The organism is Maritimibacter fusiformis, assembly GCF_008086115.1.
Lineage (GTDB): Bacteria > Pseudomonadota > Alphaproteobacteria > Rhodobacterales > Rhodobacteraceae > Muriiphilus > Muriiphilus fusiformis.
In genome coordinates, this window is sequence record NZ_VSIY01000003.1 from 373,793 (window position 1) to 399,512 (window position 25,720).

The 25,720-nt window shown below is 67.3% G+C and carries 23 protein-coding genes; 12 read left to right on the top strand and 11 right to left on the bottom strand.

Features of this window, described 5'->3' with window-relative positions:
- Positions 1 to 492, bottom strand: a complete 492-nt coding sequence (locus tag FVF75_RS02560; RefSeq protein WP_148376172.1) for a DUF4174 domain-containing protein — start codon at positions 490 to 492, stop codon at positions 1 to 3.
- A 79-nt stretch (positions 493 to 571) separates the two neighbouring features.
- Between FVF75_RS02560 and scpA the strand changes: the two genes are divergently transcribed.
- The 4 genes from scpA to FVF75_RS02580 all read left to right on the top strand — a co-directional run bounded on the left by scpA (position 572) and on the right by FVF75_RS02580 (position 5,527).
- Positions 572 to 2,701 carry a methylmalonyl-CoA mutase gene (scpA, locus tag FVF75_RS02565; protein ID WP_148376173.1) on the top strand — a complete coding sequence of 710 codons (2,130 nt, stop codon included), beginning with the start codon at positions 572 to 574 and terminating at the stop codon, positions 2,699 to 2,701.
- 147 nt (positions 2,702 to 2,848) lie between these two features.
- Positions 2,849 to 3,532: a molecular chaperone DjiA gene (locus tag FVF75_RS02570; RefSeq protein ID WP_148376174.1), complete on the top strand. Its 684-nt coding sequence runs from the start codon at positions 2,849 to 2,851 to the stop codon at positions 3,530 to 3,532.
- 67 nt (positions 3,533 to 3,599) lie between these two features.
- On the top strand, positions 3,600 to 4,991 hold the full coding sequence (locus FVF75_RS02575; RefSeq protein ID WP_148376175.1) for a helix-turn-helix domain-containing protein: 1,392 nt from the start codon (positions 3,600 to 3,602) through the stop codon (positions 4,989 to 4,991).
- A gap of 56 nt (positions 4,992 to 5,047) precedes the next feature.
- Positions 5,048 to 5,527: an SRPBCC family protein gene (locus FVF75_RS02580; protein WP_148376176.1), complete on the top strand. Its 480-nt coding sequence runs from the start codon at positions 5,048 to 5,050 to the stop codon at positions 5,525 to 5,527.
- On the opposite strand, the gene FVF75_RS02585 is transcribed toward FVF75_RS02580, so the two are convergent.
- The 4 genes from FVF75_RS02585 to betI form a co-directional block, all read right to left on the bottom strand.
- Positions 5,503 to 5,742, bottom strand: coding sequence for an HP1242/YdcH family protein (locus FVF75_RS02585; RefSeq protein ID WP_148376177.1), 240 nt, complete (start codon positions 5,740 to 5,742; stop codon positions 5,503 to 5,505). The two genes, FVF75_RS02580 and FVF75_RS02585, sit on opposite strands and share 25 nt — an antisense overlap.
- Positions 5,743 to 5,833: 91 nt before the next feature.
- Positions 5,834 to 7,483: a choline dehydrogenase gene (gene betA, locus FVF75_RS02590; protein ID WP_148376178.1), complete on the bottom strand. Its 1,650-nt coding sequence runs from the start codon at positions 7,481 to 7,483 to the stop codon at positions 5,834 to 5,836.
- 116 nt (positions 7,484 to 7,599) lie between these two features.
- A complete protein-coding gene (gene betB, locus FVF75_RS02595; RefSeq protein WP_148376179.1) occupies positions 7,600 to 9,063 on the bottom strand; it encodes a betaine-aldehyde dehydrogenase in 1,464 nt (487 codons plus the stop codon).
- A gap of 116 nt (positions 9,064 to 9,179) precedes the next feature.
- Positions 9,180 to 9,758: a choline-binding transcriptional repressor BetI gene (gene betI / locus FVF75_RS02600; RefSeq protein WP_148376180.1), complete on the bottom strand. Its 579-nt coding sequence runs from the start codon at positions 9,756 to 9,758 to the stop codon at positions 9,180 to 9,182.
- Between the two features lie 77 nt (positions 9,759 to 9,835).
- Here betI and choX point away from each other — a divergent pair, with 77 nt between their 5' ends.
- Genes choX through choV form a run of 4 tightly spaced genes read left to right on the top strand, consistent with a single transcriptional unit; the run spans position 9,836 to position 13,257 of the window.
- On the top strand, positions 9,836 to 10,759 hold the full coding sequence (gene choX / locus FVF75_RS02605; RefSeq protein WP_148376181.1) for a choline ABC transporter substrate-binding protein: 924 nt from the start codon (positions 9,836 to 9,838) through the stop codon (positions 10,757 to 10,759).
- A gap of 46 nt (positions 10,760 to 10,805) precedes the next feature.
- Complete coding sequence (locus FVF75_RS02610; protein WP_148376182.1) at positions 10,806 to 11,393, top strand: hypothetical protein; 588 nt, start codon at positions 10,806 to 10,808, stop codon at positions 11,391 to 11,393.
- A gap of 8 nt (positions 11,394 to 11,401) precedes the next feature.
- Positions 11,402 to 12,232 (top strand): choline ABC transporter permease subunit, encoded by an 831-nt coding sequence (choW, locus tag FVF75_RS02615; RefSeq protein WP_148376183.1) that lies wholly within the window; start codon positions 11,402 to 11,404, stop codon positions 12,230 to 12,232.
- Positions 12,232 to 13,257 (top strand): choline ABC transporter ATP-binding protein, encoded by a 1,026-nt coding sequence (choV, locus tag FVF75_RS02620; RefSeq protein ID WP_148376184.1) that lies wholly within the window; start codon positions 12,232 to 12,234, stop codon positions 13,255 to 13,257. Before choW ends, choV begins: the two co-directional genes overlap by 1 nt.
- Positions 13,258 to 13,263: 6 nt before the next feature.
- On the opposite strand, the gene FVF75_RS02625 is transcribed toward choV, so the two are convergent.
- On the bottom strand, positions 13,264 to 14,178 hold the full coding sequence (locus tag FVF75_RS02625; protein WP_148376185.1) for a DMT family transporter: 915 nt from the start codon (positions 14,176 to 14,178) through the stop codon (positions 13,264 to 13,266).
- Between the two features lie 52 nt (positions 14,179 to 14,230).
- Positions 14,231 to 14,974, bottom strand: coding sequence for a YebC/PmpR family DNA-binding transcriptional regulator (locus FVF75_RS02630; RefSeq protein ID WP_148376186.1), 744 nt, complete (start codon positions 14,972 to 14,974; stop codon positions 14,231 to 14,233).
- A gap of 214 nt (positions 14,975 to 15,188) precedes the next feature.
- On the opposite strand from FVF75_RS02630, the gene FVF75_RS02635 reads away from it, so the two are divergent.
- A complete protein-coding gene (locus tag FVF75_RS02635) occupies positions 15,189 to 15,782 on the top strand; it encodes a LysE family translocator (protein ID WP_148376187.1) in 594 nt (197 codons plus the stop codon).
- Between the two features lie 50 nt (positions 15,783 to 15,832).
- Complete coding sequence (locus FVF75_RS02640) at positions 15,833 to 17,614, top strand: SLC13 family permease (RefSeq protein ID WP_148376188.1); 1,782 nt, start codon at positions 15,833 to 15,835, stop codon at positions 17,612 to 17,614.
- A gap of 7 nt (positions 17,615 to 17,621) precedes the next feature.
- Here FVF75_RS02640 and FVF75_RS02645 read toward each other — a convergent pair whose 3' ends face one another.
- From FVF75_RS02645 to mgtE, 4 genes are all read right to left on the bottom strand, one after another.
- Positions 17,622 to 19,400, bottom strand: a complete 1,779-nt coding sequence (locus FVF75_RS02645) for an SLC13 family permease (protein ID WP_148376189.1) — start codon at positions 19,398 to 19,400, stop codon at positions 17,622 to 17,624.
- A gap of 65 nt (positions 19,401 to 19,465) precedes the next feature.
- Positions 19,466 to 20,278, bottom strand: coding sequence for a TIGR00282 family metallophosphoesterase (locus FVF75_RS02650; protein ID WP_148376190.1), 813 nt, complete (start codon positions 20,276 to 20,278; stop codon positions 19,466 to 19,468).
- A 93-nt stretch (positions 20,279 to 20,371) separates the two neighbouring features.
- A complete protein-coding gene (locus FVF75_RS02655) occupies positions 20,372 to 20,929 on the bottom strand; it encodes a 5-formyltetrahydrofolate cyclo-ligase (RefSeq protein WP_148376191.1) in 558 nt (185 codons plus the stop codon).
- Complete coding sequence (gene mgtE / locus FVF75_RS02660; RefSeq protein WP_148376192.1) at positions 20,926 to 22,311, bottom strand: magnesium transporter; 1,386 nt, start codon at positions 22,309 to 22,311, stop codon at positions 20,926 to 20,928. The genes FVF75_RS02655 and mgtE overlap by 4 nt, the downstream gene beginning before the upstream one ends.
- A 129-nt stretch (positions 22,312 to 22,440) precedes the next feature.
- Between mgtE and guaD the strand changes: the two genes are divergently transcribed.
- Together guaD and FVF75_RS02670 are read left to right on the top strand one after the other, a co-directional pair.
- Positions 22,441 to 23,727: a guanine deaminase gene (gene guaD, locus FVF75_RS02665; RefSeq protein WP_148376193.1), complete on the top strand. Its 1,287-nt coding sequence runs from the start codon at positions 22,441 to 22,443 to the stop codon at positions 23,725 to 23,727.
- A gap of 560 nt (positions 23,728 to 24,287) precedes the next feature.
- Positions 24,288 to 25,697, top strand: coding sequence for a site-specific integrase (locus FVF75_RS02670; RefSeq protein ID WP_148376194.1), 1,410 nt, complete (start codon positions 24,288 to 24,290; stop codon positions 25,695 to 25,697).
- Positions 25,698 to 25,720: the final 23 nt, after the last annotated feature.

A 25,720-nucleotide genomic window follows, 5' to 3' on the forward strand; every position in this document is an offset into this window, starting at 1 on the left:
CTATTTCGCCCGCATATCGCGCAGTTCCTGCTGGCGTTGCGGCATCTTGTCGATTGAACGGGTGATTTCCCGCGTGCTCCAGGGCAAGGGCTTGCGCAGGTATCGCTGGCCGTCCTTGCCGATCAGCACGAGGTCGAAGCCGCGCGGGCGCAGCGCCTCGCGGATCGGGGATTTGGCGGCCGGGTCGGTGTCTGTGATCACAACCACGTCGCGTTCGCGCAGATCCTCCGGGCGCTCGCCAAGATACTCCATCTGTTGCACGAATCGCGGGTCGTTCGGGCTGTCGGCAAAGATCACCAGCACCCGTGCGATATACAGGAACTCGTCCAGAAGCTGCTCGCCGGCCTCCGTGATCACAAGCTCGGTCTCGGGCGAGACCTCCGGCAGGACCTCCGGCAAGATCTCTGGCGCGGCCTCTGGTGTATCGGCGGCGACAACGGGCGCCGCGACCGTGAACATGGCGGCGGCAACCAGGGCGATGGGTCTGATCATGCGTTCTCCTTCGTCTTCAATATAGGCGGCGGAGCGACCGGGGCAACGGGCCAGAGCGGCCCAGAGAAAGGAGACCACGATGAGCGACAAGACGGACTGGCAGACGCTCGCGGAAAAGGAACTGCGCGGGCGGCCTCTGGATGACCTGACCTGGCACACGCCCGAGGGCATCGCGGTCAAGCCGCTCTATACCGAGGACGACGCCGAGGGGCTGGCGCACATGGGCTCGGTCCCCGGCAAGGCGCCCTTCACCCGCGGCCCCCGTGCCACGATGTATGCCGGCCGGCCCTGGACCATCCGGCAATACGCGGGCTTTTCCACCGCCGAGGAATCCAACGCCTTCTACCGCAAGGCGCTGGCCGCCGGGCAGCAGGGCGTGTCCGTCGCCTTCGACCTCGCCACCCACCGCGGCTATGACAGCGACCATGAGCGCGTCCTGGGCGACGTGGGCAAGGCGGGCGTGGCGATCGATTCGGTCGAGGACATGAAGATCCTGTTCGACGGCATCCCGCTGGACCAGGTGTCGGTGTCGATGACGATGAACGGCGCGGTGATCCCGATCCTGGCGAATTTCATCGTCGCGGGCGAGGAACAGGGGCATGAGCGCGCCAAGCTGTCGGGCACCATCCAGAACGACATCCTCAAGGAATTCATGGTCCGCAACACCTATATCTATCCGCCCGAACCTTCGATGCGGATCGTCTCGGACATCATCGAGTTCACCTCGACCGACATGCCCCGGTTCAACTCGATCTCGATTTCCGGCTACCACATGCAGGAGGCGGGCGCGAACCTGGTGCAGGAACTGGCCTTCACGCTGGCCGACGGGCGCGAATACGTGCGCGCCGCCATCGCGCGCGGGCTGGACGTGGACGCCTTTGCCGGGCGGTTGTCGTTCTTCTTCGCCATCGGCATGAATTTCTTCATGGAGGCCGCCAAGCTGCGCGCCGCGCGTTTCCTGTGGCACCGGATCATGTCGGAGTTCGAGCCGAAAAAACCCCAGAGCCTGATGCTGCGCACCCATTGCCAGACCAGCGGAGTGTCGCTGGCCGAACAGGACCCCTACAACAACATCGTGCGCACCGCGTTCGAGGCGATGTCGGCCGCCCTTGGCGGCACCCAGTCGCTGCACACCAACTCGTTTGACGAGGCGATTGCACTGCCCACCGAGTTCTCGGCCCGGATCGCGCGCAACACCCAGTTGATCCTGCAACACGAGACCGGCGTGACCAAGGTGGTCGACCCGCTGGCCGGTTCCTACTACGTCGAGAAACTGACCGCCGACATGATCGAGGAAGCCTGGAAGCTGATCGAGGAGGTCGACGCGCTCGGCGGCATGACCAAGGCGGTCGCCAGCGGCATGCCCAAGCTGCGCATCGAGGAATCGGCCGCGCGCCGCCAGGCGGCGGTGGACCGGGGCGACGAGGTGATCGTCGGCGTCAACAGGTTCCGCCCCGAAAGCGCGGATGTGTTCGAGATCCGCGATGTCGACAACGTGTCGGTGCGCGACAGCCAGATCGCGCGGCTCAAATCGATCCGCGCCAGCCGCGATCAGGCCGCCTGCGACGCGGCGCTGGCCGCTCTCGAGGCGGCGGCGAAATCGGGCAAAGGCAACCTTCTCGCTGTCGCGGTCGAAGCCGCGCGGGCGCGTGCAACGGTCGGAGAGATTTCGATGGCAATGGAAAAATCGTTCGGCCGTCACCGGGCCGAGGTCAAGACCCTGGCCGGCGTCTACGGCGCGGCCTACGAGGGCGACGAAGGCTTCGCCGCGATCCAGGCGGATGTCGAGAAATTCGCCGAGGAAGAAGGCCGCCGCCCGCGGATGCTGGTGGTCAAGATGGGCCAGGACGGGCATGACCGCGGCGCCAAGGTGATCGCCACCGCCTTTGCCGATATCGGCTTTGACGTGGACGTGGGCCCCTTGTTCCAGACCCCGGAAGAGGCCGCGCAGGATGCCGTCGACAACGACGTGCACGTGATCGGCATCTCGTCGCAGGCTGCCGGTCACAAGACCCTGGCGCCCAAGCTGATCGAGGCGCTGAAGGCGCAGGGGGCCGAGGATATTCTGGTGATCTGCGGCGGGGTGATCCCGCAGCAGGATTACGATTTCCTCAAGAAGGCGGGGGTCAAGGCGATCTTCGGGCCGGGCACCAACATTCCCGAGGCCGCGAAGGACATTCTCAGGCTGATCCGCGCGACCCATCGTTAGGGGCGGCCCCGGCGCGCGCCGGGGCGGATCGCCCGCGCGCGCGGGCGCGCAATTCCCCGAACCTCCCGCCCCGCCCCGGCGGCCAATCAGACCTTCCGCCGCCGGTTAATTCTCGTCCTGATGCACAAGTTCCTGTAGAACCACGCCATGTCGATTTGGACCCGCATCACCGACGCCCTGTCCGCGCTCAGTTCCGGCGAAAGCCTGGGCGAGGTGTTCTCGCGTCTGCGCACCCCGCCGGAACGCTCGGCGGCCTTTGCCATCGCGGTGATCGCGCTGGGGGCCAAGATGGCCAAGGCCGATGGCCACGTCACCCGCGACGAGGTTTCAGCCTTCCGCGAGGTCTTTACCATTCCCGAGGCCGACGAGCGCCACGCGGCGGGCGTCTACAACCGGGCGCGTCAGGACATCGCCGGGTTCGAGCTTTACGCCGAAAAGATCGTGGCGCTGTTCGGCACCGGCCACCCGGCGCTGTGCGACCTGATGGAGGGGCTGTTCTACATCGCGGTCGCGGACGGCGAATACCACCCCGCCGAGGATGATTTCCTGTCGCGCGTCGCGGCCATTTTCGGCATCGACGAGCGCCGCTTTCGCACGCTTCGCGCACGCTTCGTGGTCGATGCCGAACCCGATCCCTACGCGGTGCTCGGCGTCGCCCCGGATGCCCCGATCGACGAGATCCGCGCCGCCTGGCGGGCCGAGGTGCGGGCCAGCCACCCCGACCAGCTGGCCGCGCGCGGCGTGCCGGAAGAGGCCGTCAGCCTGGCCGAGAAACACCTGATCGCGGTCAACCGGGCCTGGAAGGAAATCCAGGCGGAGCGCGCCGCCTGAGCGCAAACCGGGCTGGACGCAGGTCTTTGCAAAATGTAACGATGCCCTTTGCAAAGAGGGCAATCGGATGGCGACACAGAAACTCTACGCCGGGGTCAAGCTCAGGGAAACCCGGGTGCGGCTGGGGCTGACGCAAAAGGCGTTTGCCGAGAAGCTGGGCGTCAGCCTGCCCTATCTCAACCAGATGGAAAACAACAACCGCCCGGTCTCGACCGGGGTGGTGCTGGCGCTGGCGCAGGAGTTCGGTTTCGACGTGGCCGAGTTGTCGACCGGCGACGCCGAGCGGCTGGTCACCGACATGCGCGAGGCGCTGGCCGACCCGGTCTTCGCCGACGGCGCCCCGCCGGTCGCCGATCTCAGGCTGGTGGCATCGAACGCACCGGCGCTGGCGCGGGCCTTTCTGGAGCTGCACCGGGCCTATCGCCAGGGCCACGAACGGCTGGCGTCGCTGGACGAGGCACTGGGGCGCGAAGGCTCGTCGGTGCAGGCCAGTCCCTGGGAAGAGGTGCGCGACTTCTTTCACTATTGCGACAATTACATCGACGCAATCGACCATGCGGCCGAAAGATTTGCACAAAACGGACAACCCGAGGAAACCGCCCTCGCCCGGCTGGACGCCATGGGCATCCGGGTCGAGGCGCGCGAATCGGATCGCCTGCGCGGGCTGGACCGCGAGGCGGGGCGCCTGACACTGTCGGCCTATGCCCCGGCCTCGACCCGGCGTTTTCAGCTTTTGCACCAGGTCGCGCTGCTCACCCAGAACGACCTGCTCGAGGCCACGCTCGACCTGGCCCGGTTCCAGTCGGACGCGGCGCGCGGCATCGCCAAGATCGGGTTGGCCAACTACTTCGCCGGTGCCGCGCTTTTGCCCTATGCCCGATTTCTCGACGCCGCCCGCGACACCCGCCACGACCTTGAACGCCTGTCGGACATGTTCGGCGCCTCGATCGAGCAGGTGGCGCACCGGCTGTCGACCATGCAGCGCCCCGGCGCCAAGGGGGTTCCGTTCTTTTTCGTGCGCGTCGACCAGGCCGGCACGATCACCAAGCGCCACTCGGCCACACGCCTGCAATTCGCCCGCTATGGCGGCGCCTGCCCCTTGTGGAACGTCCACCGCGCCTTCGAGACCCCCGGCCAGTTCCTGCGCCAGATGGCGCAGACGCCGGACGGGGTGCGCTATTTCTGCCTGGCGCGCGACGTGACCAAATCGGGCGGCAGTTTCACCGCCCCGGTGCGCCGCTATGCCATCGGGCTGGGCTGCGAGATCAAGCACGCGCGCCAACTGGTCTATGCCGACGGGCTGGACACCACCAACGCCGCCGCGTTCGAGCCGATCGGCATTTCCTGCCGGATCTGCGAACGCGCCAACTGCCACCAGCGCTCGGTCCCGCCGCTGGAACGCAAGCTGGCCATCGACCCCGACGCGCGCGGCGTGCTGCCCTACGAGATCGAGCGCTGAGCCCCTTCCGGGCCGCCTGAAAACCGCCTAACCTGCCGGAAAACAGGGAGACGCCCATGGAACTGACCGGAACCACGCTGATCGCCGCCGACCGCGAAACGGTCTGGACCCATCTCAATTCCCCCGAAACGCTCGCCGCCTGCATTCCCGGCTGCCAGGAATTGACCGGCTCGCCCGATGGCGGCTTTGAAGCCGTGGTGAAACAGAAGGTCGGCCCGGTCAGCGCGACCTTCAAGGGCCAGGTCACCCTCACCGATGTCGTGGCGCCGGAAAGCTACACGATCAACGGCGAGGGCAAGGGCGGCGTCGCGGGTTTTGCCAAAGGCGCGGCCAAGGTTCGCCTGACCGAGACCGAGGACGGCACCGAGCTGACCTACGAGGTAGAGGCGCGGGTCGGCGGCAAGCTGGCCCAGCTTGGCAACCGCATCATCCACGGCTTTGCCCGCAAGACGGTCGACGCCTTTTTCGAGCGTTTCCGGGCCGAGGTCGAAGGCCCCACCGCGGACGGCGATCAGGCCGCCGACAGTATCCGGTAAATCTCGTCCTTGAGGGCCGCGCGCTTCTTGCGCAGGTCTTCCTCGTGGAACTGGTCGGTCGGCTCGAGGTTGGTCTCGGCGCGGTAAACCGCCGTGTTCACGTCGTGGTAGTCGTCGTAGAGCTTGGCGAAATGGTCGTCGCTCTGCTTCAACTCGACCATCTTGCCGGCGAATTCGGGGAATTCCTCGGGCAATTCATGCGGTGTGTGCGACATCGGATCGTCTCCTTCATTGCGGGTCGCAGCGAGCCTAGGAAACCCCGGCACGCGCGACCTTGACCCGGATCAAACCAAACCGCGAATTCCGCTAGCGTTGCGCCCCGGCCCAATCCGGGTGCACCCACGGCGCGCGGTTGTCGCGGGGCAGTGGATCGCGGCCCAGGATGTGATCGGCGGCCTTTTCGCCCACCATGATCGACGGCGCGTTGGTGTTGCCGTTGGTGATGCGCGGAAAGATCGACGAATCGGCCACCCGCAACCCTTCGACCCCGATCACCCGGCATTCGGGGTCGACCACCGCGCCCGGATCGTCTGCCCGCCCCATCCGTGCCGTGCCGCAGGGGTGGTAGGCGCTTTCGGCATGTTCGCGCACGAAATCGTCAAGCGCCGCGTCCGATTGCGCCGCCGCCCCCGGCTGGATCTCGTGCTTGACGTGTTCGGCCAGCGCCGGTTGGGCGAAAACCTCGCGCGTCAGGCGCAGCGCCTTGCGCCAGTCGCGCCAATCCTCGTCATGGCTCATGTAGTTGAAGGCGATCTTCGGCGCCTCTTCGGGATCGGCGGAGGCCAGCGTCACCGCCCCGCGCGAGGCCGACCGCATCGGCCCGACATGGGCCTGAAAGCCGTGGCCCTCGGCCGCCGTCTTGCCGTCATAGCGCACCGCGATGGGCAGGAAGTGGAACTGGATGTCGGGGTATTCGACACCCGCATCCGAGCGGATGAAGGCAGCGCTTTCAAACTGGTTCGACGCCCCCAGCCCGGTCTTGGTGACAAGCCATTGCGCCCCGATCAGCGCCTTGCCCGCAAGGTTCCAGTAGCGATAGAGCGTGATCGGTTTCGCCGCCGCGAACTGCACGTAGACCTCGAGGTGGTCCTGCAGGTTCTGCCCGACGCCGGGGCGGTCGACGATCACCTCGACGCCGTGCTCGGCCAGATGCGCCGCCGGGCCGATCCCCGACAGCATCAGGAGTTTCGGCGTGTTGATCGAACTGGCGGCAAGGATCACCTCGCGGCCCGCCCGGATCACCTCGGTGCGCCCGCCGCGCCCGATCTCGACGCCGACCGCGCGCCCGTCCTCGATCACCACGCGGCGCGCCAGCCCGTGCACCAGCCGGCAGTTGGGCCGGCGCAACGCCGGGCGCAGATAGGCATTGGCCGTCGACCAGCGCCGCCCCTGCCACACCGTCATGTCGAAGGCGCCAAACCCTTCCTGCTGTTCGCCGTTGTAATCGGCGATCTCGGGATAGCCCGCCTGCCGCCCGGCCTCGACAAAGGCGTGATGCAGCGGGTGTTCCTGCGGCGCGCGGCGCACATGCAGCGGGCCATCCGTGCCGCGCCAGGATGACGCCTGCGGCCCGTGCCAATGCTCCATGCGTTTGAAATAGGGCAGCACATCTGCATAGGCCCAACCCTGCGCGCCCTGGTCCGCCCAATGGTCGAAATCGCGCCCGTGGCCGCGCACGTAGACCATGCCGTTGATCGAGGACGACCCGCCGATCACCTTGCCGCGCGGCACCACCATGCGGCGGCCATTCAGGTGCGGCTCGGGTTCGGACATGAAGCCCCAGTCATAGCGGCGCATGTTCATCGGGTAACTCAGCGCCGCCGGCATCTGGATGAAAGGGCCGATATCGGTGCCACCGAACTCGATCACGATGACCGAGGCGCCCGCCTCCGACAGCCGGTAGCCCAGCGCGGCCCCGGCGCTGCCCGATCCGACGATGACGTAGTCAGCCTGCATCATTGAACCCCATCGCACGGCGGCACGTCGGGCAGCGCCCGACCGCCCCCACGGGCGGGCGCTTCTCGCCCACCCGCGGCCGGGCACTCCCCGGCTCATTCAGCGTGAAAAGCCCATCAGAACGGCGCATCGAGCGGCCCCATCTTCACGTAGACCGACTTGAGCTGCGAATAATGCTCGATCGCCGCCTTAGAGTTCTCGCGCCCGACGCCCGACAGTTTCATCCCGCCGAACGGCGCTTCCACCGGGGCATCATTATAGGTGTTGATGTAGCAGGTGCCGGCCTCGAACCCCGCCGCCACCCGGTGCGCGCGCTGGATGTCGCGGGTAAAGACCCCGGCGGCCAGCCCGTATTCAGTGGCGTTGGCGCGCGCCATCGCCTCGGCCTCGTCGTCGAAATCGAGCACGCACATGACGGGTCCGAAAATCTCCTCGCGCGCGATGGTCATGTCGTCGGTCACATCGGCAAAGACGGTTGGTTCCAGATAGAAGCCGTCGCGCGCCACGCGCTTGCCGCCCGCGACCAGCCGCGCGCCTTCGGCAACGCCCTTGGCGATGTAGTTCAGCACGATGTTCAACTGGCCTTCGGACACCATCGGCCCGAAATTCGTTGCCATATCAAGCGGATCGCCGATCACCGCGTTTTTCAGACGCTCCGCCAGCCGGTCGAGGAACGCCGCCTTGATGCCCTTCTGCACGAAGACCCGCGTGCCGTTGGAACAGACCTGCCCGGTGGAATAGAAATTGCCCAGGATCGCGCCGGACACCGCCGACTCGATGTCGGCATCGTCAAACACCAGCAGCGGCGACTTGCCGCCCAGTTCCATCGTCACGTTCTTCACGCCCGCGGCGGCGGCGGCATAGACCTTCTGCCCGGTCGGCACCGATCCGGTCAGCGACACCTTGGCGACGCGCGGGTCGGACACCAGCGCCGCCCCGACCTCGCCCATGCCCTGCACCACGTTGAAAACCCCCGGCGGCGCGCCCGCCTCGGTCAGGATTTCCGCGACTTTCAGGGCCGACAGAGGTGTGGTTTCGGACGGCTTGAATATCATCGTATTGCCGCAGGCCAGCGCCGGTGCCGCCTTCCAGCAGGCGATCTGGGTCGGGTAGTTCCATGCCCCGATGCCCACACAGACCCCCAGCGCCTCGCGCCGCGAATAGACGAAATCGCCACCCGCAAGCTGGATATGCTCGCCGGTCAGCGCGCCCGCCAGCCCGCCGAAATACTCCAGCGCATCGGCCCCCGAGGTGGCATCGGCGACCAGCGTTTCCTGGATCGGCTTGCCGGTGTCGAGCGTTTCAAGCTCGGACAATTCGCGGTTGCGCGCCCGGATCATGTCGGCGGCGCGGCGCAGGATGCGGCCGCGTTCGGTGCCGCTCATCGCCGCCCATGCCGGTTGCGCCCGCTGGGCCGCGTCGAGCGCGTGGCGCACCACCGCCGGGGTGGCGGCGTGGACCTCGGCGATCTTCTGGCCGGTGGCCGGATAGATCACCTCGATCGGCGTTCCATCGTCATCCTCGACGTAAAGCCCGGCGATGAAATGGCTGCCGGTGGGTCTGGCGTGATAGTTGCGCATGTCTGTCTCCTACCCCCTGCGGGGGAAAGGCTGGTGGTGTCCCAGCCGGTTCAATTCCATGTGGTCGTGCCGGGCGCGGCGCGAATCGGTGCGGGTGCCGGGGGGTCGCGCGATGGTCATGCGCCCTCTCCCAACAACCCGTCGAGGCAGGCCGCCACCCGCGCCGTCGCGCCCTGCCCGTCCGGGGCCGCGCCCAGCGCGTGGCGGATGTAAAGCCCGTCGATCATCGCCGCGAGCGTCTCGGCGATTTCAGGCGCGCGGTCGCCCGCCAGCGGCCTCAGCGCGTGGACGAGGTTCGAGCGCAGCCGCGCCTGGTATACCGCCAGAAGCCGCCGCGCGCCCGGCGCACTTTGCGCCTGGACGTAGAAATTCAGCCATGCCGCGATCACCGCCGGTTCGAACTGCCCCGGCGCGAAACTGGCCGCGACGATGCCGTCGATCCGGGCGCGCGGCGTCTTGGCCCCGGCCAGCGCCCGGCGCACGGCGGCGCCGTAGACCGACAGGATATGGCGCATCGCCGCCACCAGCAGATCCTGCTTGCCGCCGAAATAGTGATGCGCCAGCGCCGAGGACACGCCGGCGCGCTTGGCGATCTTGCTGACGGTCACGTCCAGCGAGCCCGCTTCGCCGATCTCTGCAATCGTGGCTTTCACCAGAGCCGCACGGCGGATAGGCTGCATCCCAAGCTTGGGCATTACGACTCCTTTACGAATGCTCTCGAAAATGTTTCACTTTGATTGACTCGTCAATCAACAAAAACAGGGAGACCACAATGAAGCTGAAAACCACCCTTTCCGCGCTCGCCATCCTCGCCGCCACCCCGGCGCTGGCCGATTGCGGCGAAATCACCTTCTCGGATGTCGGCTGGACCGACATCACCGCCACCACCGCCGCCGCCACCGTGGTGCTGGACGCGCTGGGCTATGACACCGACATCAAGGTGCTGTCGGTGCCCGTGACCTATACCTCGATGGCCGCCGGTGACATCGACGTGTTCCTCGGCAACTGGATGCCGACGATGGAAGGCGACATCGCCCCCTACCGCGAGGCCGGCACCGTGGACACCGTGCGCGCCAACCTCGAAGGCGCGAAATACACGCTGGCGACCAACAAGGCGGGCATGGACCTTGGCATCGCCGATTTCGCGGATATCGCCGCGCACAAGGACGCGCTCGAGGGCAAGATCTACGGCATCGAGCCGGGCAACGACGGCAACCGCCTGATCATGGACATGATCGAGGGCGACGCCTTCGGGCTGGCCGGCTTCGACGTGGTCGAAAGCTCGGAACAGGGGATGCTGGCCCAGGTCGGGCGCGCCACCTCGCGGGGTGAGCCGATCGTGTTCCTCGGCTGGGAACCGCACCCGATGAACGCCAATTACGAGATGGGCTATCTGACCGGCGGCGACGATTTCTTCGGCCCCGACCTCGGCGGCGCCACGGTCTATACCAACACCCGCGCCGGATATGTCGAGGAATGCCCCAACGTCGGCACCTTCCTGAACAACCTCAGCTTCACGCTGGCGATGGAAAACGAGATCATGGGCGCGATCCTCGACGACGCGAAAGACCCCGCCGATGCGGCCAGCGAATGGCTGGCGGCCAACCCGGACGTATGGAAAGCCTGGCTCGACGGCGTGACCACGCTTGACGGCGGCGACGCGGTCGCGGCGGTGGATGCGGCGCTGGGCATGTAAGCGACACGGGCGGCCCGGCCCCACCCGGCGGGCCGCCCGATTGCCGATGAAATTCATCGCCCCCCTGGCCCTGGCCCTGGCTCTTGTGGCGCAGCCTGCACTGTCCGCCTGCCCGACGCGGGCGGATGTCGATGACGGGATCGTTCTGGTTCAGAACACCCCGTTCTTCGTCCGCGCCGATATCGAACGCACGCCGGAAGGCATGCGGCTCGAGCAACTGATCCGCACGGACCTTGGCACCACCCGGAGCGCCAGCCTGCTGGCCCACGCCTTCGCGCCGCTCGAAACCGTCACGCCCGAGGGCATCACCCGCTATCTCTATGACGGCGACCCGCAGGTGTTCGACCACATCGACCAGTTGGGCCTCTACAGCCTGACCGCGACCGCCCGGCGCCCGGACGGGGAAAGCACGCAGGTGACGCTGGACCTCCGGTTCGAGGGCCACGGCCATATCGACCTGGCCGAATGCGGCTATGACACGCTCTACGTGCGCCTCAGGCGCATCCCCGCGACCGGACCGACCGAGACGTCTTTTCTGCATTTCGCCCCCGCGCTTGGGCTGATCCTCGCGGCAGACGGCGATGCATCGTTCAGATACCAATGGATCGGCACCGCCGCCGACGTGGCACGATAAGGACCGACATGAACTGGCTGACCGACACCAAGATTCCCGTGGGCAAGACTGCCCGGCATGTCTTTGACTGGCTGCAGGATATCGGCGGGCCGTTCTTCGACTGGCTGGCCTGGGTCATGGAGGGGCTGATCGACGCGATCCTCTGGGTCTTGCAGACGCCGCATCCGCTGGTCGTGGTCGCGGCCTTCGCCGCGCTGACCTTCGTGCTGCAACGCAACTGGAAGACATCGCTGCTGGTGGTGGTCGGGTTTCTCTTCATCCTCAACCAGGGGTATTGGGAGGAGACCACCGAAAGCCTGACGCTGGTCCTGTCGTCCTGCGTCGTCTGCATGTCGGTCGGCGTTCCCATCGGCATCGTCGCGGCGCACCGGCCACGGCTCTATTCATGGATGCGCCCGGTGCTCGACCTGATGCAGACGCTGCCCACCTTCGTCTACCTGATCCCGGCCATCGTGTTCTTCGGCATCGGCATGGTGCCGGGGCTTCTGGCAACCGTGATCTTCGTGCTGCCCGCCCCGATCCGACTGACGCACCTGGGTATCTCGCGCACGCCGACCGCCCTGATTGAGGCGGCGCAAGCGTTCGGCGCGACGCCGCGCCAACTGCTCTACAAGGTCGAACTGCCCTATGCCACGCCGCAGATCATGGCCGGGCTGAACCAGACCATCATGCTGTCGCTGTCGATGGTGGTGATCGCGGCGCTGGTCGGGGCCGACGGGCTGGGCGTGCCGGTGGTGCGCGCGCTCAATCAGGTCAACACCGCGCTGGGGTTCGAAAGCGGGTTCGTCATCGTGGTGGTCGCCATCCTGCTTGACCGGATGCTGAGGGTGGAACGCTGATGCGCACCGCGGTTTCCTTCGACAAGGTCTCGATCGTATTCGGCGACGACCCCGAAAGCGCCCTGCCGATGATGGACGCGATGAAAGACCGCGCCGAGGTGCAGGAGGCCACCGGGCAGGTTCTGGGCGTCCACGATTGCACGCTTGGCGTGAAAGAGGGCGAGATCCTCGTGCTGATGGGCCTGTCGGGCTCCGGCAAGTCGACGCTGCTGCGCGCGGTCAATGGCCTCAACCCGGTGACACGCGGCTCGGTTCGGGTCTCGGACGGCGACCGGCTGATCGACGTGACCGGCGCCGATGCCGCGACCCTGCGCGAGATCCGCCTGAGCCGCGTCGCCATGGTGTTCCAGCAATTCGGCCTCTTGCCGTGGCGCACGGTGCGCGACAACGTCGGCCTCGGGCTGGAACTGGGCGGGATGAGCCGGGCCGCACGCCGCGCCAAGGTCGAGGAACAGCTTGCGCTAGTCGGCCTGACCGACTGGGCCGACCGGATGGTGTCGGAGCTGTCGGGCGGGATGCAGCAGCGCGTCGGGCTTGCCCGCGCCTTCACCACCGACGCCCCGATCCTTCTGATGGACGAGCCGTTCTCGGCGCTCGACCCCCTGATCCGCACCCGGCTTCAGGACGAGCTGATGGAGCTGCAGAAGACCCTGCGCCGCACCATCATCTTCGTCAGCCACGACCTTGACGAGGCCTTCAAGATCGGCGACCGGATCGCCATCATGGAGGGCGGGCGGATCGTGCAATGCGGCACCCCGCGCGAGATTTTCACCCACCCCGCCAACGACTACGTGGCCGACTTCGTGGCCCATATGAACCCGCTCGGCGTGCTCACCGCGCGCGACGTGATGGCAGCCCCGCACGGCGAGACCAGCGGCGAGGTTTCCCCGTTCACCACGGTTCACGACGTGATGCAGCGCCTGACATCGCACGACGGCGCCATCGCGGTGATCGAGGACGGGAAAAAGATCGGCCGGATCACCCGGGGCGACGTGCTGGCGCGGCTGCTCGACCCGCGCGGCTGAGTGGGGTCACAGCCGCGGCTCGCCCACCACCGGCGTCACCCGGCGCTTGAGCATCGCCTCGCGCCAGGTCACGAAGGTGACCGCGGCAAGGATGATCACGCCGCCCAGCACCACCCAGCCGTCGACCGGCTCGGAAAAGAACAGGGCCCCCAGCAGGACCGACCAGACCAGTTGCAGAAAGGTCACCGGCTGCGTCACCGTCATCGGCGCGACGGCGAACGCCTTGGACATCGAGACATGCCCGGCGGTGGCGAAACAGGCGACGCCGAACAGCCACGCAAGCTCGTCCAGCCGCGGCGTCACCCAGACCGCCGCCGCGAACGGCGCCAGACCGATGGTCACCGTGACCGACAGCATCGCCACCACCATCGAGGGCTTGACCCGCCCCGCCAGCCGCCCGGCAATGAGGTAGGAGCCGGCAAAGAACACCGCCGCCCCCAGCATCGCGATATGGCCCGGCAGGATTTCGCGAAACCCCGGCCGCAGGATGATCAGCGCCCCGACCAGCGCCGCGCCGATCGCGAAGAGCCGGCGCTTGTGCAGCGTCTCGCCCAGGAAAAACGCAGCCCCCACGGTGACATAAAGCGGGTTCATGTAGTTCATCGCGGTCACTTCGGCCAGCGTGATGCTGGTCATCGCGAAAAACCACAGGATCACGCCGAAGGTGTGGACCACGCCGCGCAGGGCGAACAGTTGCCAGGCGTTGCGGCCGATCTGCTCGGCCCCCAGCCGGATCAGGACCGGCGACAACAACACCAGCCCGAAGGCAAAGCGCAGGAACGCGGCCTCGGACGCGGGAATGCGCCCGCCGACGTGTTTCACGATGGCGGTGACGGCGACGAAGTTCAGCCCCGTCACCAGCATCCAGCCCACGCCCACAAGCGGGCGCGGTTCGGCAAGAGATCGCGCTTGGCTCGACATGCCCACCGGCTTGCCCCAAGCCCGCGCCAAAGACAAGAGGCCCGCGCGGGTCTCAGTCCAGTTGCGCCATCACCTCGTCGGTGGTCTCGAAATTGGTCGTCACCCGCTGCACGTCGTCGTCATCCTCGAGCGCCTCGACCAGCTTCATCAGCTTCTGCATGTCCTCGAGGCCCAGTTCGGTGGTGGTCGCGGGTTTCCAGATCAGCTTGGTGGTGGTGGATTCGCCCAGCGCCGCCTCGAGCGCGGTCGACACCTCGTTGAGGTCGCTGTCGGCGCAGTAGATGACGTGGCCGTCCTCGGAGCTTTCCACATCCTCGGCACCGGCCTCGATGGCGGCCTCGAAAACCGCCTCGTCGTCGCCGGCCTCGGCCGGATAGACGATCTCGCCCTTGCGTTCGAACATGAAGGCGACCGATCCGGTTTCGCCCAGGTTGCCGCCGTTCTTGGAAAAGGTCGAGCGCACCACCGAGGCGGTGCGGTTGCGGTTGTCGGTCATCGCCTCGACGATCACCGCCACGCCGTTGGGGCCATAGCCCTCATAGCGGATTTCCTCGTAGTTCTCGCCCTCGCCGCCCTGCGATTTCTTGATCGCGCGGTCGATCACGTCCTTGGGCACGGACTGCGACTTGGCCTCTTTCACGGCAAGGCGCAGGCGCGGGTTCTTGTCCGGGTCCGGGTCGCCCATCTTGGCGGCCACGGTGATCTCCTTGGCCAGCTTCGAAAACAGTTTCGAACGCGCGGCGTCCTGGCGCCCCTTGCGATGCTGGATATTTGCCCATTTTGAATGGCCGGCCATGGAAGTCCTTACCTCGTGTTGCGATGTCGCGTCTCTATATGTCAGCCACCCGGCGCGGGGCAAGACCCCCCGCTTTGCGCCGTTATCACAAGGTCTCGCGCCGCCGCCCTCGCAGGTTCCGCGCTCCGCTGTCGCAACCGGGCCAGGGGCGCCTTCCCCGAGCCACACCGCTTTCACGATTGCATTCCGCCCCGATCCGCGCATTCTGCGCCGCATGTCGCCGGACCTGCTCATCGCCCTCACGGGCTTCGCCTTCGTCACCTCGGCTACCCCGGGGCCCAACAACCTGATGCTGATGGCGTCGGGCGCGAATTTCGGCTTTCGCCGCACCATCCCGCACATGCTGGGGGTGGCGATCGGCTTTACCGTGATGGTGGTGCTGGTCGGGGTCGGGCTGATGGCCGTGTTCGACCGTTTCCCGGTCGCCCATGACGTGCTCAGGGTGGTGTCGGTGGTCTATCTGCTCTGGCTGGCCTGGAAGATCGCCAATGCCGCAGCCCCGGGCGCCGGCGGCAGCACGGGCACACCGATGACCTTTCTGCAGGCGGCGGCCTTTCAATGGGTCAATCCCAAGGCCTGGGCGATGGCCCTGTCGGCGATTGCCGCCTATGCGCCGGACCGCAGCCTTGCCGCCGCGGCGCTGGTGGCGGTGGTGTTCGGGCTGGTCAACCTGCCCTCGGTCAGCGTCTGGGCGTTGCTCGGCCAGCAGATCCGCCACGTGCTGACCAGTGCCGCCCGGCTCAGAACCTTCAACTGGACGATGGCGGCACTTCTGGTCGCGACGCTTTATCCGGTGGTCTTTGCCTGAGGCAGATTTGCCTGTTTCCATGTCCCACCGATCCCCTCTAATGTGCCGCAATGACACAAGATCAGATCATCCTGTTCGCGCTGTTCGGCGCTGTCTTCGGTCTCCTGCTCTGGGGCCGGTTCCGCTATGACCTGGTGGCATTCACCGCGCTGATGCTGGGGGTGGTGCTGGGCGTCGTCGACACCAAGCACGTCTTCGAAGGCTTCGGGCATCCGGCGACGCTGATCGTGGCGCTTGTGCTGGTGGTGTCGGCCGGGCTGGTGCGCTCGGGCGCGGTGTTTCTGATCACCCGCACCCTGATCAACCCCGACCGCAGCCTGGGCGGTCACATCACCATCATGGGCGCGATCGGCGGGGTGCTGTCGGCCTTCATGAACAACGTGGCGGCGCTGGCGCTGTTGATGCCGGTCGACATCCAGACCGCGCGCAAGGCGGGCCGGGTCGCCGGGCTGACGCTGATGCCGCTCAGTTTCGCCACCATCCTCGGCGGCATGGCCACGCTGATCGGCACGCCGCCCAACATCATCATCTCGACGATCCGCGCCGATAGCCTGGGCGAACCGTTCCAGATGTTCGATTTCGCCCCGGTGGGCGGGCTGACCGCGCTGGTCGGGCTGATCTTCGTGGCGCTTTTCGGCTGGCGCCTGATCCCCAGCCAGGAGGACAAGTCCGACGCCGCCGACCCGATGGGCGAGTATTCCGGCTATACCGCCGAACTGGTGGTGCCGGCAGAGTCGAAACTGATCGGCAAGCGCGTCGAGGAGTTGCAGGAGAGCGCGGACAAGAACGATGTCGCCATCGTCGGGCTGATCCGCGACGGCAAGCGCCGGCGCGGCAGCGCGGTCAGCGCCGAACTCGAGGCCGGCGACACGCTGGTGATCGAGGCCACGCCCGAGGCGCTGGACGAGTTTCGCGCCGCCCTGTCGCTGGCCTTCGCAGACGAGAAGCGCGAGGAACGGCTGCGCGCCGAGGGCGGCGGCCTGTCCAAGATCGAGGTCGTGGTGACCGACGCGTCGCGCATCAACGGCAAGACCGCCCAGGCGATCGGGCTGAACTGGCGCCGTCACGCGGTGCTGTTGGGCATTTCGCGCAGCGGCAAGGCGTTCCGCAGCGAGGTGCGCAAGACCAAGACGCGCCCCGGCGACATCCTGCTGCTGCTCGTTCCCGAAGGCCATGAGGACGAGGTGGCCGAGTGGCTGGGCGTGCTGCCGCTGGCCTCACGCGGGCTGGCGGTGACGCAGAACACCAAGACCTGGATGGCCATCGGCCTGTTCGCCGCCGCTGTCGCCGCGGCCAGCCTCGGGCTGATCTACCTGCCGGTGGCGTTGGGGATCGTGGTGATCGGCTTTGTGCTGACCAAGATCCTGCCGCTGTCCGAGCTTTACGACCACGTCGAATGGCCGGTGGTGGTGCTTTTGGGGTCGATGATCCCGCTGGGCGCGGCGCTGGAGACATCGGGCGGGACCGAGCTGATCGCGACCGGCCTCGTCAATGCCACCCAGGGGCTGCCGGCCTGGGCGGTGCTGACGCTTCTGATGGTGGTGACGATGTCGCTGTCGGACGTGCTCAACAACACCGCCACGGCGATCGTCGCCGCCCCCATCGGCATCCAGATGGCCCACCAGTTGGGCAAGAACCCCGACCCGTTCCTGATGGCGGTGGCGGTGGCGGCCTCGTGCGCCTTTCTCACCCCCATCGGGCACAAGAACAACACCCTGATCCTCGGCCCCGGCGGCTACAAGTTCGGCGACTACTGGCGCACGGGCCTGCCGCTCGAGATCATCGTGGTGGCGGTGTCGGTGCCCCTGATCCTGGTGTTCTGGCCGTTGTGAGGCGCGGCTACAGCGGCCAGATCAGCGGGATGACCGCCGAGGCGATCAGCCCCATCGTCAGGTTGAGCGGGATGCCGACCTTGAGGAAATCCGCGAACCGGTAGCCCCCCGGCCCGAACACCAGCGTGTTGGTCTGATACCCGATCGGCGTGGCGAAACTGGCCGAGGCGGCGATCATCACCGCCACCACCAGCGGGCGCGGGTCGATGCCGATGGCGCCCGCCAGCCCGATGGCGATGGGGGTGACGACCACGGCGACCGCGTTGTTGGTGACCAGTTCGGTCAGCACCGAGGTCAGAAGGTAGATCGCCCAGACGATCAGGAACGGCGGCAGGTCCGCCAGCCTCGGGGCCAGCGCGCCCGCGATCAGCGCCACCGCGCCCGCGCTTTCCAGCGCCGCGCCGATGGCCAGCATCGAGAAGATCAGCGCCAGAAGCCGCCCGTCGATGAAGGAAAACGCCTCGTCCGCGTCGATGGCGCCGGTGACCAGCACGGCCGCCACCGCGATCACCGCAAGCGCCAGGATCGGCGCCACCCCCAGCCCCGCCAGCACCACCAGCCCGACCAGCGCGCCGATGGCGATGGGCGCATGGCTGCGCCGGAACGCCCGGCCAGAGGGCTTGGCGACATCGACCAGGTTCATGTCGTTGGCCAGCCGCTGGATATCCTCGGGCGCACCTTCCAGAAGCAGCGTGTCGCCCACCCGCACCACCACGTGATCGAGCTGCGGCCCGATGTTCTGGTTGCGTCGGTGCACCGCCAGCGGATAGACGCCGTAGCGCCGGCGCAGCCGCATCTGCCCCAGCGACCGCCCAGCCATCTTGCAGCCCGGCGAAATCAGCGCCTCGACCGTGGTGGTCTCGACCGCCGAGACCTGATCGACCCGCTTGAGGCTCTTGTCGCGTTGCAAGGACAGCAGTTCCGTCATCGGCGTGCGCAGCACCACCCGGTCGCCGACCTCCAGCGTCACGCCCTCGAGGTTGCGCCTGAGCGACGTGTCGCCGCGCACCACGTCGATGAGCCGCACGCCCTCGCGCTGGAACAGCTGCACCCCCAGCACCTCGCGGCCGATCAGGTTGGACTCGGGCGGGATCACCGCCTCGGTAAAGAATTTCTTGCGCGACCGGTCCGTCAGCAGGCTGGCCATCGAGGCGCGTTCGGGCAGCAGCCTGCGTCCGAACAGCGCCAGGTAGATCATGCCCCAGGCCACCACGACGATGCCCACCGGCATGATCTCGAAAATCGTGAACGGCGCCAGCCCGTTGGCCCGCGCCACCCCGTCGACAAGAAGATTGGTCGAGGTGCCGATCAGCGTCAGCGTGCCGCCCAGGATCGCGCTGTAGCTGAGCGGGATCAGAAGTTTTGATGGTGCCAGCCCCATCCGCTTGGCCAGTTGCGTGAACACCGGGATCATCACCACCACCACCGGCGTGTTGGACACCACCGCCGAGGCGACGACGACGAACCCCAGCATCACCGCCAGCGCCACCAGCGGGCGTTTCGCGGCCTGCCCGTCCGCCAGCCCGGTGAACCAGTCCAGCGCCCCGGTGCGCACCAGGGCCCCCATCACGATGAACATCGCCGCGATGGTCCAGGGCGCGGGGTTGGACAACACGTCCAGCGCCGCGTCATAGGGCAGGATGCCGCTGATCAGCATCACCGCGACGCCCGAGATCGCGACAACCTCGGTCGGCATGGTCTCACGCAGGAAGGCGACGAACATCAGCCCGACCACGACCAGCGCCACAAGTGCCTGTTGCGATTGGCTGAATTCAAATAACTGCATGGGTCATGCTCCCGGCGCCAGGGTATCTTGGACAAGCGGATGAGGTGCGGCAAGCGCCGATTTGGTCAGGGGCCGGAGGGCACCAGCCGCCCGCCGTCGCGCACCATCAGCGTGCGCGTGGCCTTGCCGGTGGCATCGTCGGTCTCGACATAGAGCCCCGACAGCGTGACCTCGCCCATCGCCGGGGTAAAGCGGGTCTTGGCCATCCCGGTGACAAAGCGGCCAAGCGGCTCGGCCTTTTCCATGCCGATCACCGAATCGTAATCGCCGCACATCCCCGCATCGGTCAGATAGGCGGTGCCGCGCGGCAGGATCTGGGCATCCGCCGTGGGCACATGGGTATGGGTGCCCACCACCACCGAGGCGCGGCCATCGCAGAAATGACCCATCGCCATCTTCTCGGAGGTCGCCTCGCAATGCACGTCGACGATCACCGCCTGCGCCTGCCCGCCCAGGGGGTAGGGTTTCAGGGCCGCGTCGATGGCCGAGAACGGATCGTCGAAGGCGCGTTTCATGAACACGTTGCCCAGCACCTGCGCCACCAGCACCTTGCGCCCGCGCGCGTCCGAAAACAGCCGCGCGCCCTGCCCCGGCGCACCCTTGGCGTAGTTCAGAGGCCGGATGATGCGCGGCTCGGTCTGGCAAAAGCCCATCATGTCCTTCTGGTCGAAAGCATGATCGCCCAACGTGACCACATCGGCCCCGGCCTCGAACAGCGCCTTGGCGTGATCGCCCGACAGGCCCATGCCGCCGGTCGCGTTCTCGCCGTTGACCACCACGAAATCGAGCTTCCAGGCCGCGCGCAGCCCGGGCAGCCGTTCGGTGATCGCGCGGCGTCCGGCACGGCCGACCACATCCCCAAGGAACAAGAGTTTCATGCGCCACGGATTAGGGGCAAAGACGGCCGGGCGCAAGCGGGGCCGGCGCGCTTTTCAATGCGCCCGGCGTAGCGGTTCGACCGCCCGCCCGGCTCAGAACGTCAGCACGCCCGCCTCGGTCACGATGGCGTCGAGCGGCTCGTCGGTCGGCTCCAGCGGCAACGCCTCGGCCTCCTGTGCGCCATAGGCGAAACCGATCGCCACGGTCGGGCGGGCGGCGCGCAGTTTTGCCAGCGTGCGGTCATAGAAACCGCCGCCATAGCCCAGCCGGTTGCCCGCCCGGTCGAACGCCACCAGCGGCACGATCAGCACCTCCGGCACCAGCTCGTCGCCCGCCTCGGGGATCATCGCGCCGAACGGGCCGGACACCATTTTCGCCCCCGGATGCCAGCGCCGGAACGAAAGCGGCTGCCCCGCCGCCACGATGACCGGCACCGCCACCGGCGCTTTGCGCGCGGCCTCGGCCATCACCGGCAGCGGGTCGATCTCGGTGCGGATCGGCATGTAGCCCGCCAGCGGCCTGCCCGCATGATCCGCCAGCACCTCGCCCAGCCGCGCCTGTGCCGCACGCTCCAGCCCCCGGCCCTGCGCCGCCTTGCGCCGGGCAAACGCCGCCCGCCGCGCCTCGGCCTTGATCGCCTCAAGCGTCACAGCAGCATCGCCCCGGCCAGCCCGAGGAACGCATAAAAGCCCACCACGTCGGTGATCGTGGTCACGAACACCCCCGAGGCCAGCGCCGGGTCGACCCCCAGCTTTTCCAGTGCCACCGGCACCAGCATGCCGCCCGCCGCCGCCACCAGGAGGTTGATCACCAGCGCCGCGCCGATCACCGCCCCCAGCATCGGCGCGCCGAAGATCAGCGCCACCAGCAGCCCCAGCGGCAGGGCCAGCACGATGCCATTGTGCAACCCCACCAGCACCTCGCGCCGGATCACCCGCCACAGGTTGGCCGAGGTCAGGTCCTTGGTGGCAATGGCGCGCACCGTCACGGTCATCGACTGGGTGCCGGCATTGCCGCCCATCGAGGCCACGATCGGCATCAGCACCGCCAGCGCCACCAGGGCCGCGATGGTCTCTTCGAACTGCGAGATCACCAGCGCCGACAGCCCCGCCGTCACCAGGTTCACCGCCAGCCACGGCACCCGGCGCAGCGTGGTCGCAAAGACGCCGTCCGACAGGCTGCCCTCGCCGACCCCGGCCAGGCGCAGGATGTCCTCCTCGTGTTCCTCGTCGAGGATCGCCATGGCGTCGTCGATGGTGATCACCCCGACCAGCCGGTCGTCGGCATCCACCACCGGGGCCGAAATCAGGTGATACTGGTTGAAGGCATAGGCCACCTCGCCCTCGTCCTGCATGACCGGGATGGTGCGGAAACTCTCCTCGGCCAGGTCGGCCAGCCGCGTGGCGCGCGGCGCCGACAACAGCCGCCCCAGCGTGACGTATCCGGTCGGGCGCATCCGCGGATCGACCAGGATCATGTGATAGAACTGCTCGGGCAGGTCTTCCTGGGCGCGCAGGTGGTCGATGGCCTGGCCCACGTCCCAGTGTTCCGGCGCCACCACCAGCTCGCGCTGCATCAGGCGGCCGGCGGAATACTCCGGGTAGGACAGCGATTGCTCGACTGCCACCCGGTCGCTGGCCTCGAGCGCGTCGAGGATGGTGTCCTGCTGGGCCTCGTCGAGGTCCTCGATCAGATCGACGACATCGTCGGTTTCCAGCTCGCGCACCGCATCGGCCAGAACCTGCGGCTCCAGCGCGGCGATCACGTCCTCGCGGATCGAATCCTTGAGTTCCGACAGGATCTCGCCGTCGATCTCGCGCCCGTACAGGCGCACCAGCGCATGCCGGGTCTCGTCGTCGACCTGTTCCAGAAGGTCCGCGATATCGGCGGCGTGCAGCGGCTCGAACGCCGCCGTCAGCGCCGCGGCATCCCCGGCGGCAAGCGCGGCCAGAACCGGGCGCATGACCTCGCGGTCAAGCTCGTAGTCGCCCTCTTCGGGCAGCATCGTGTCTGTGCTCTGATCGTCGGCCATGCCCGGGTTCGCGCCCCCTTTTTCCGCTCGGACATTATGCCAAGGCCCGTCGCAGGAACAGAGGGGAATAGGAATGGACGCGGCAAAAGCGCACGCCTATTCTCGGCCGTTGCAACAGCGAGGAAGCCGATGCGGATACTTCTGGGCCAGACCCTGCACTATGTCGCCAACCCGTTCGAGGGCCCGCCCGAAGAGGCCGTGCGCCACGAGCGGCGCGGCGCGGTGGCGATCGCGGACGGCAAGATCGCGGCGGTCGGCCCGGCCGACGACATCCGCGCCGCCCACCCCGGGGCCGAGGTCACCGATTACGGCGACGCGCTGATCTCGCCCGGCTTCATCGACGCGCATGCGCATTATCCGCAGACCGCGATCATCGCCAGTTGGGGCAAGCGGCTGATCGACTGGCTGAACGCCTTCACCTTCCCCGAGGAAATGCGCTTCGGCGATGCCGCCTATGCCCACGAGATCGCGGCGCGCTATTTCGATCTGACGCTGGCCGCCGGCACCACCACCACGGTCAGCTATTGCACGATCCACCCCGAAAGCGTCGACGCCTATTTCACCGAAGCCCGGCGCCGCGGCCTGCGCGCGCTGGGCGGCAAGACCTGCATGGACCGCAACGCCCCCGACGGGCTGCGCGACACCGCAGAGACGGCGCATGACCAGTCCAGGGCGCTCTTGGAAAAATGGCACGGGGTCGACCGGCTGGGCTATGTCATCACGCCGCGTTTCGCGCCCACCTCGACGCCTGAACAGCTCGAGGCGCTGGGGGCGCTCTGGGCCGACCACCCCGAGGTTCTGATGCAGACGCACCTCTCTGAGCAGACCGAGGAAATCGCCTGGGTGGCCGAGTTGTTTCCCGAGGCGCGCGACTATCTCGATGTCTACGACCGCTTCGGGCTGGTCGGCAAAGGCGCGCTGATGGGCCATTCCATCCACCTCGGCCCACGCGAACGCGCCCGGCTGAAAGAGGCCGGCGCCAGCCTGATCCACTGCCCGACCTCCAACACCTTCATCGGCTCGGGCCTGTTTGACATGGCCGGGCTGATGGCCGAGGGGCAGACCGTGGGGCTGGCCACCGACACCGGCGGCGGCTCGTCCTTCTCGATGCTGCGCACCATGGCGGCGGCCTACGAGGTCGGGCAATTGCGCGGCACGGCGCTGCACCCGGCGCAACTGTGGTGGCTGGCCACCCAGGGCTCGGCGCGCGCCCTGCATCTCGACGACCGCATCGGCACGCTGGCCCCGGGGATGGAGGCCGACCTTGCGGTGGTCGATCTCGCCTCGACCCCCGCCATCGCCCAGCGCGCGGCCCGCGCCGACGACCTGTGGCAGGCGGTGTTCCCCACCATCATGATGGGCGACGACAGAGCCGTCGTAGCAGTTTACGTCGGTGGGGCCCTGGTTAACATCTAAAGGGCTCCAAAGCCATGTTTTGGCGTAATTTTCGCATCCTCGTCGATCCTTGGATGTTAACCTGGCGCAAATCCATGCAAGCCTGGGGTCTAGTGAAAATGGACCTCAGATTAGACTTTGTCTTGCGCACCCACTCCGCTGAGTGTACTTTGTGACCGTATCCAGAGTGCAGCCGGTAGAGAGACCGGCCGCCACCAACCCGCTCCTGAGGGTGGTTCGCCAGACGGCAGATGCGGGGCCACACGGCCCAAGAGGAGAAACCAAATGACTAGCCCAACCTACACCCGCCAGCAGGCCCGCGCCGAGAAGCGGGCGATCTTCAAGGCGCTGCGCGCCCTGCGCAAGGAAAACGAGATGCTCACCCGCAAGCCGGGTGGCGCCGACCCCGCCGGTGTCGCTCGGCATCGTCGACACTGTCCACCGCCCGGTGCCTGGTGGCGGTATCCCTGGCGTCGACGGCTGGGGCGGCCACTACGGCCCCCCGCAGTTCTTCCGCCATCGCGGCGACGGGAACCACATCCCGGTGCGGGGCGACTTTCACGTGAAAAGGGAGGCCTGAGATGGCAAAGGTCAATTTCACCCGCGACAACCTCCCTGCGCTGAAGCCGGGTAAAACCCTCACCGACGCAGGCTTCGGCGGCTACGGCGAAGGCACGCTCCAGGCGAAGGCCTCGAAGAGCGGAGGCGTCACCGTCTCCGTCAAGTTCATGCTCAACGGCAAACAGGTGCGCAGGACAGTGCGCCAGGACGTAGGCTACTGGATAGTGGAAGAGAACGGCACGCCCGCCAAGCTCCGCGGCGAGGCAAGGGAGGTGGTACAGCAGGCCCGCCTCGAGTCAGCACGCCCAGCGCGGGGGCAGGTCCTATCCAGCGAGGCGGGCGCCAAGATGCGCTTTGTCGAGCTCGCGGAGCGGTACCTGGAGTGGCGCGCGACGAACGAGCCCTTCCGTGGCGCCAGCACGGTGCGTGCGGTCAGGAAGGCAGCCGAGCGCGCAGATGCGTTCTTCTACGCGCCGGTGGTCGACCTGGAGCCGTCCGACGGCACCCAGTTCCTGGCGCATGTCGTCGCCGATGCCGTCGCCGCATCGAAGGCGCGCGCCAAGGCGAAGGGTGACGGCGCCGTCGGCGGTCGCGTGTCAGGCGACAACCCGGGCTACCAGGCCGCTATCTCGACGCGGGGGCTCCTGCGCCCGATGCTCCGGGATTTCGCCCTGGGCATCCTGGGTCTGAAGGTGCGCGTCGATCTCTTCGACGGCTGGAAGGCGAAGACGAACGAGCCCAAGAAAGGCGCGATGACCAAAGAGGAGCGCGCCAAATTCTTCAAGGCCCTGGACGAGTGGCAGAAACCCCAGTCGAACCGTACGGGCAGGCGCCACCAGGGCTCGATCGAGACCGCAGACATGTTGCGCCTGGCATACATGGCGGGCGGCCGTGGCGGCGAATGGAAGGAAGCCCGCTGGGGCCAGATCAAAAACCTCGACGGCGCCTGTGAGCCCGGCAAGCCCGGGACCTGGCCCACTTGGACGTTCGAGCCTGGGGAGCGCAAGCAAGGCACGACGCACACCCAAGTCCTCGACCCCTGGGCCGTCGCGATCCTTCGCCAGGTCCGCGAGCGCCGCCTGGCGCGCTGGGGCGCGATCAGGCCCGGCGACTACGTCTTCCCCAGCGCTACCGCCAGGAAGCCGGACGAGCGCCCCCGCTCGTCGTATGGCACCGCCTTCAACGCCGTGATCGAGCTGTCAGGGATTAACGAGGGCAAAGGCTACAGAGACAAGCTCACACCCCACCGCGTCCTGCGGGCAAGCCGGATCACCGAGCTCCTGACCGAGAAAGGCTGGACAGCGAAAGAGGTCGCCGATCACCTGGGTATGACCGTGGACGTCATCGAGCGGGTCTACCTTGTCGAGCATGAGAAGCTCAACCATCTGACGATGAAGGTTGCCGAGCTGACCGACCCCACAGCGGGCTAGCCGCCTTCCCGGCGGCGCAGCAC

Bases quoted from the DNA above. Each gene is read 5' to 3' on its own strand.
- FVF75_RS02610 (WP_148376182.1), top strand. From the start codon at position 10,806: ATGAAATTCATCGCCCCCCTGGCCCTGGCCCTGGCTCTTGTGGCGCAG.
- FVF75_RS02585 (WP_148376177.1), bottom strand. From the start codon at position 5,742: ATGTCGCACACACCGCATGAATTGCCCGAGGAATTCCCCGAATTCGCC.
- FVF75_RS02625 (WP_148376185.1), bottom strand. From the start codon at position 14,178: ATGTCGAGCCAAGCGCGATCTCTTGCCGAACCGCGCCCGCTTGTGGGC.
- betB (WP_148376179.1), bottom strand. From the start codon at position 9,063: ATGCGCAACTATCACGCCAGACCCACCGGCAGCCATTTCATCGCCGGG.
- scpA (WP_148376173.1), top strand. From the start codon at position 572: ATGAGCGACAAGACGGACTGGCAGACGCTCGCGGAAAAGGAACTGCGC.
- FVF75_RS02635 (WP_148376187.1), top strand. From the start codon at position 15,189: ATGTCGCCGGACCTGCTCATCGCCCTCACGGGCTTCGCCTTCGTCACC.
- FVF75_RS02670 (WP_148376194.1), top strand. From the start codon at position 24,288: ATGGCAAAGGTCAATTTCACCCGCGACAACCTCCCTGCGCTGAAGCCG.
- FVF75_RS02650 (WP_148376190.1), bottom strand. From the start codon at position 20,278: ATGAAACTCTTGTTCCTTGGGGATGTGGTCGGCCGTGCCGGACGCCGC.
- FVF75_RS02640 (WP_148376188.1), top strand. From the start codon at position 15,833: ATGACACAAGATCAGATCATCCTGTTCGCGCTGTTCGGCGCTGTCTTC.
- choV (WP_148376184.1), top strand. From the start codon at position 12,232: ATGCGCACCGCGGTTTCCTTCGACAAGGTCTCGATCGTATTCGGCGAC.
- betA (WP_148376178.1), bottom strand. From the start codon at position 7,483: ATGCAGGCTGACTACGTCATCGTCGGATCGGGCAGCGCCGGGGCCGCG.
- FVF75_RS02630 (WP_148376186.1), bottom strand. From the start codon at position 14,974: ATGGCCGGCCATTCAAAATGGGCAAATATCCAGCATCGCAAGGGGCGC.
- FVF75_RS02560 (WP_148376172.1), bottom strand. From the start codon at position 492: ATGATCAGACCCATCGCCCTGGTTGCCGCCGCCATGTTCACGGTCGCG.
- guaD (WP_148376193.1), top strand. From the start codon at position 22,441: ATGCGGATACTTCTGGGCCAGACCCTGCACTATGTCGCCAACCCGTTC.
- FVF75_RS02570 (WP_148376174.1), top strand. From the start codon at position 2,849: ATGTCGATTTGGACCCGCATCACCGACGCCCTGTCCGCGCTCAGTTCC.
- FVF75_RS02645 (WP_148376189.1), bottom strand. From the start codon at position 19,400: ATGCAGTTATTTGAATTCAGCCAATCGCAACAGGCACTTGTGGCGCTG.
- FVF75_RS02575 (WP_148376175.1), top strand. From the start codon at position 3,600: ATGGCGACACAGAAACTCTACGCCGGGGTCAAGCTCAGGGAAACCCGG.
- FVF75_RS02580 (WP_148376176.1), top strand. From the start codon at position 5,048: ATGGAACTGACCGGAACCACGCTGATCGCCGCCGACCGCGAAACGGTC.
- mgtE (WP_148376192.1), bottom strand. From the start codon at position 22,311: ATGGCCGACGATCAGAGCACAGACACGATGCTGCCCGAAGAGGGCGAC.
- betI (WP_148376180.1), bottom strand. From the start codon at position 9,758: ATGCCCAAGCTTGGGATGCAGCCTATCCGCCGTGCGGCTCTGGTGAAA.
- choX (WP_148376181.1), top strand. From the start codon at position 9,836: ATGAAGCTGAAAACCACCCTTTCCGCGCTCGCCATCCTCGCCGCCACC.
- choW (WP_148376183.1), top strand. From the start codon at position 11,402: ATGAACTGGCTGACCGACACCAAGATTCCCGTGGGCAAGACTGCCCGG.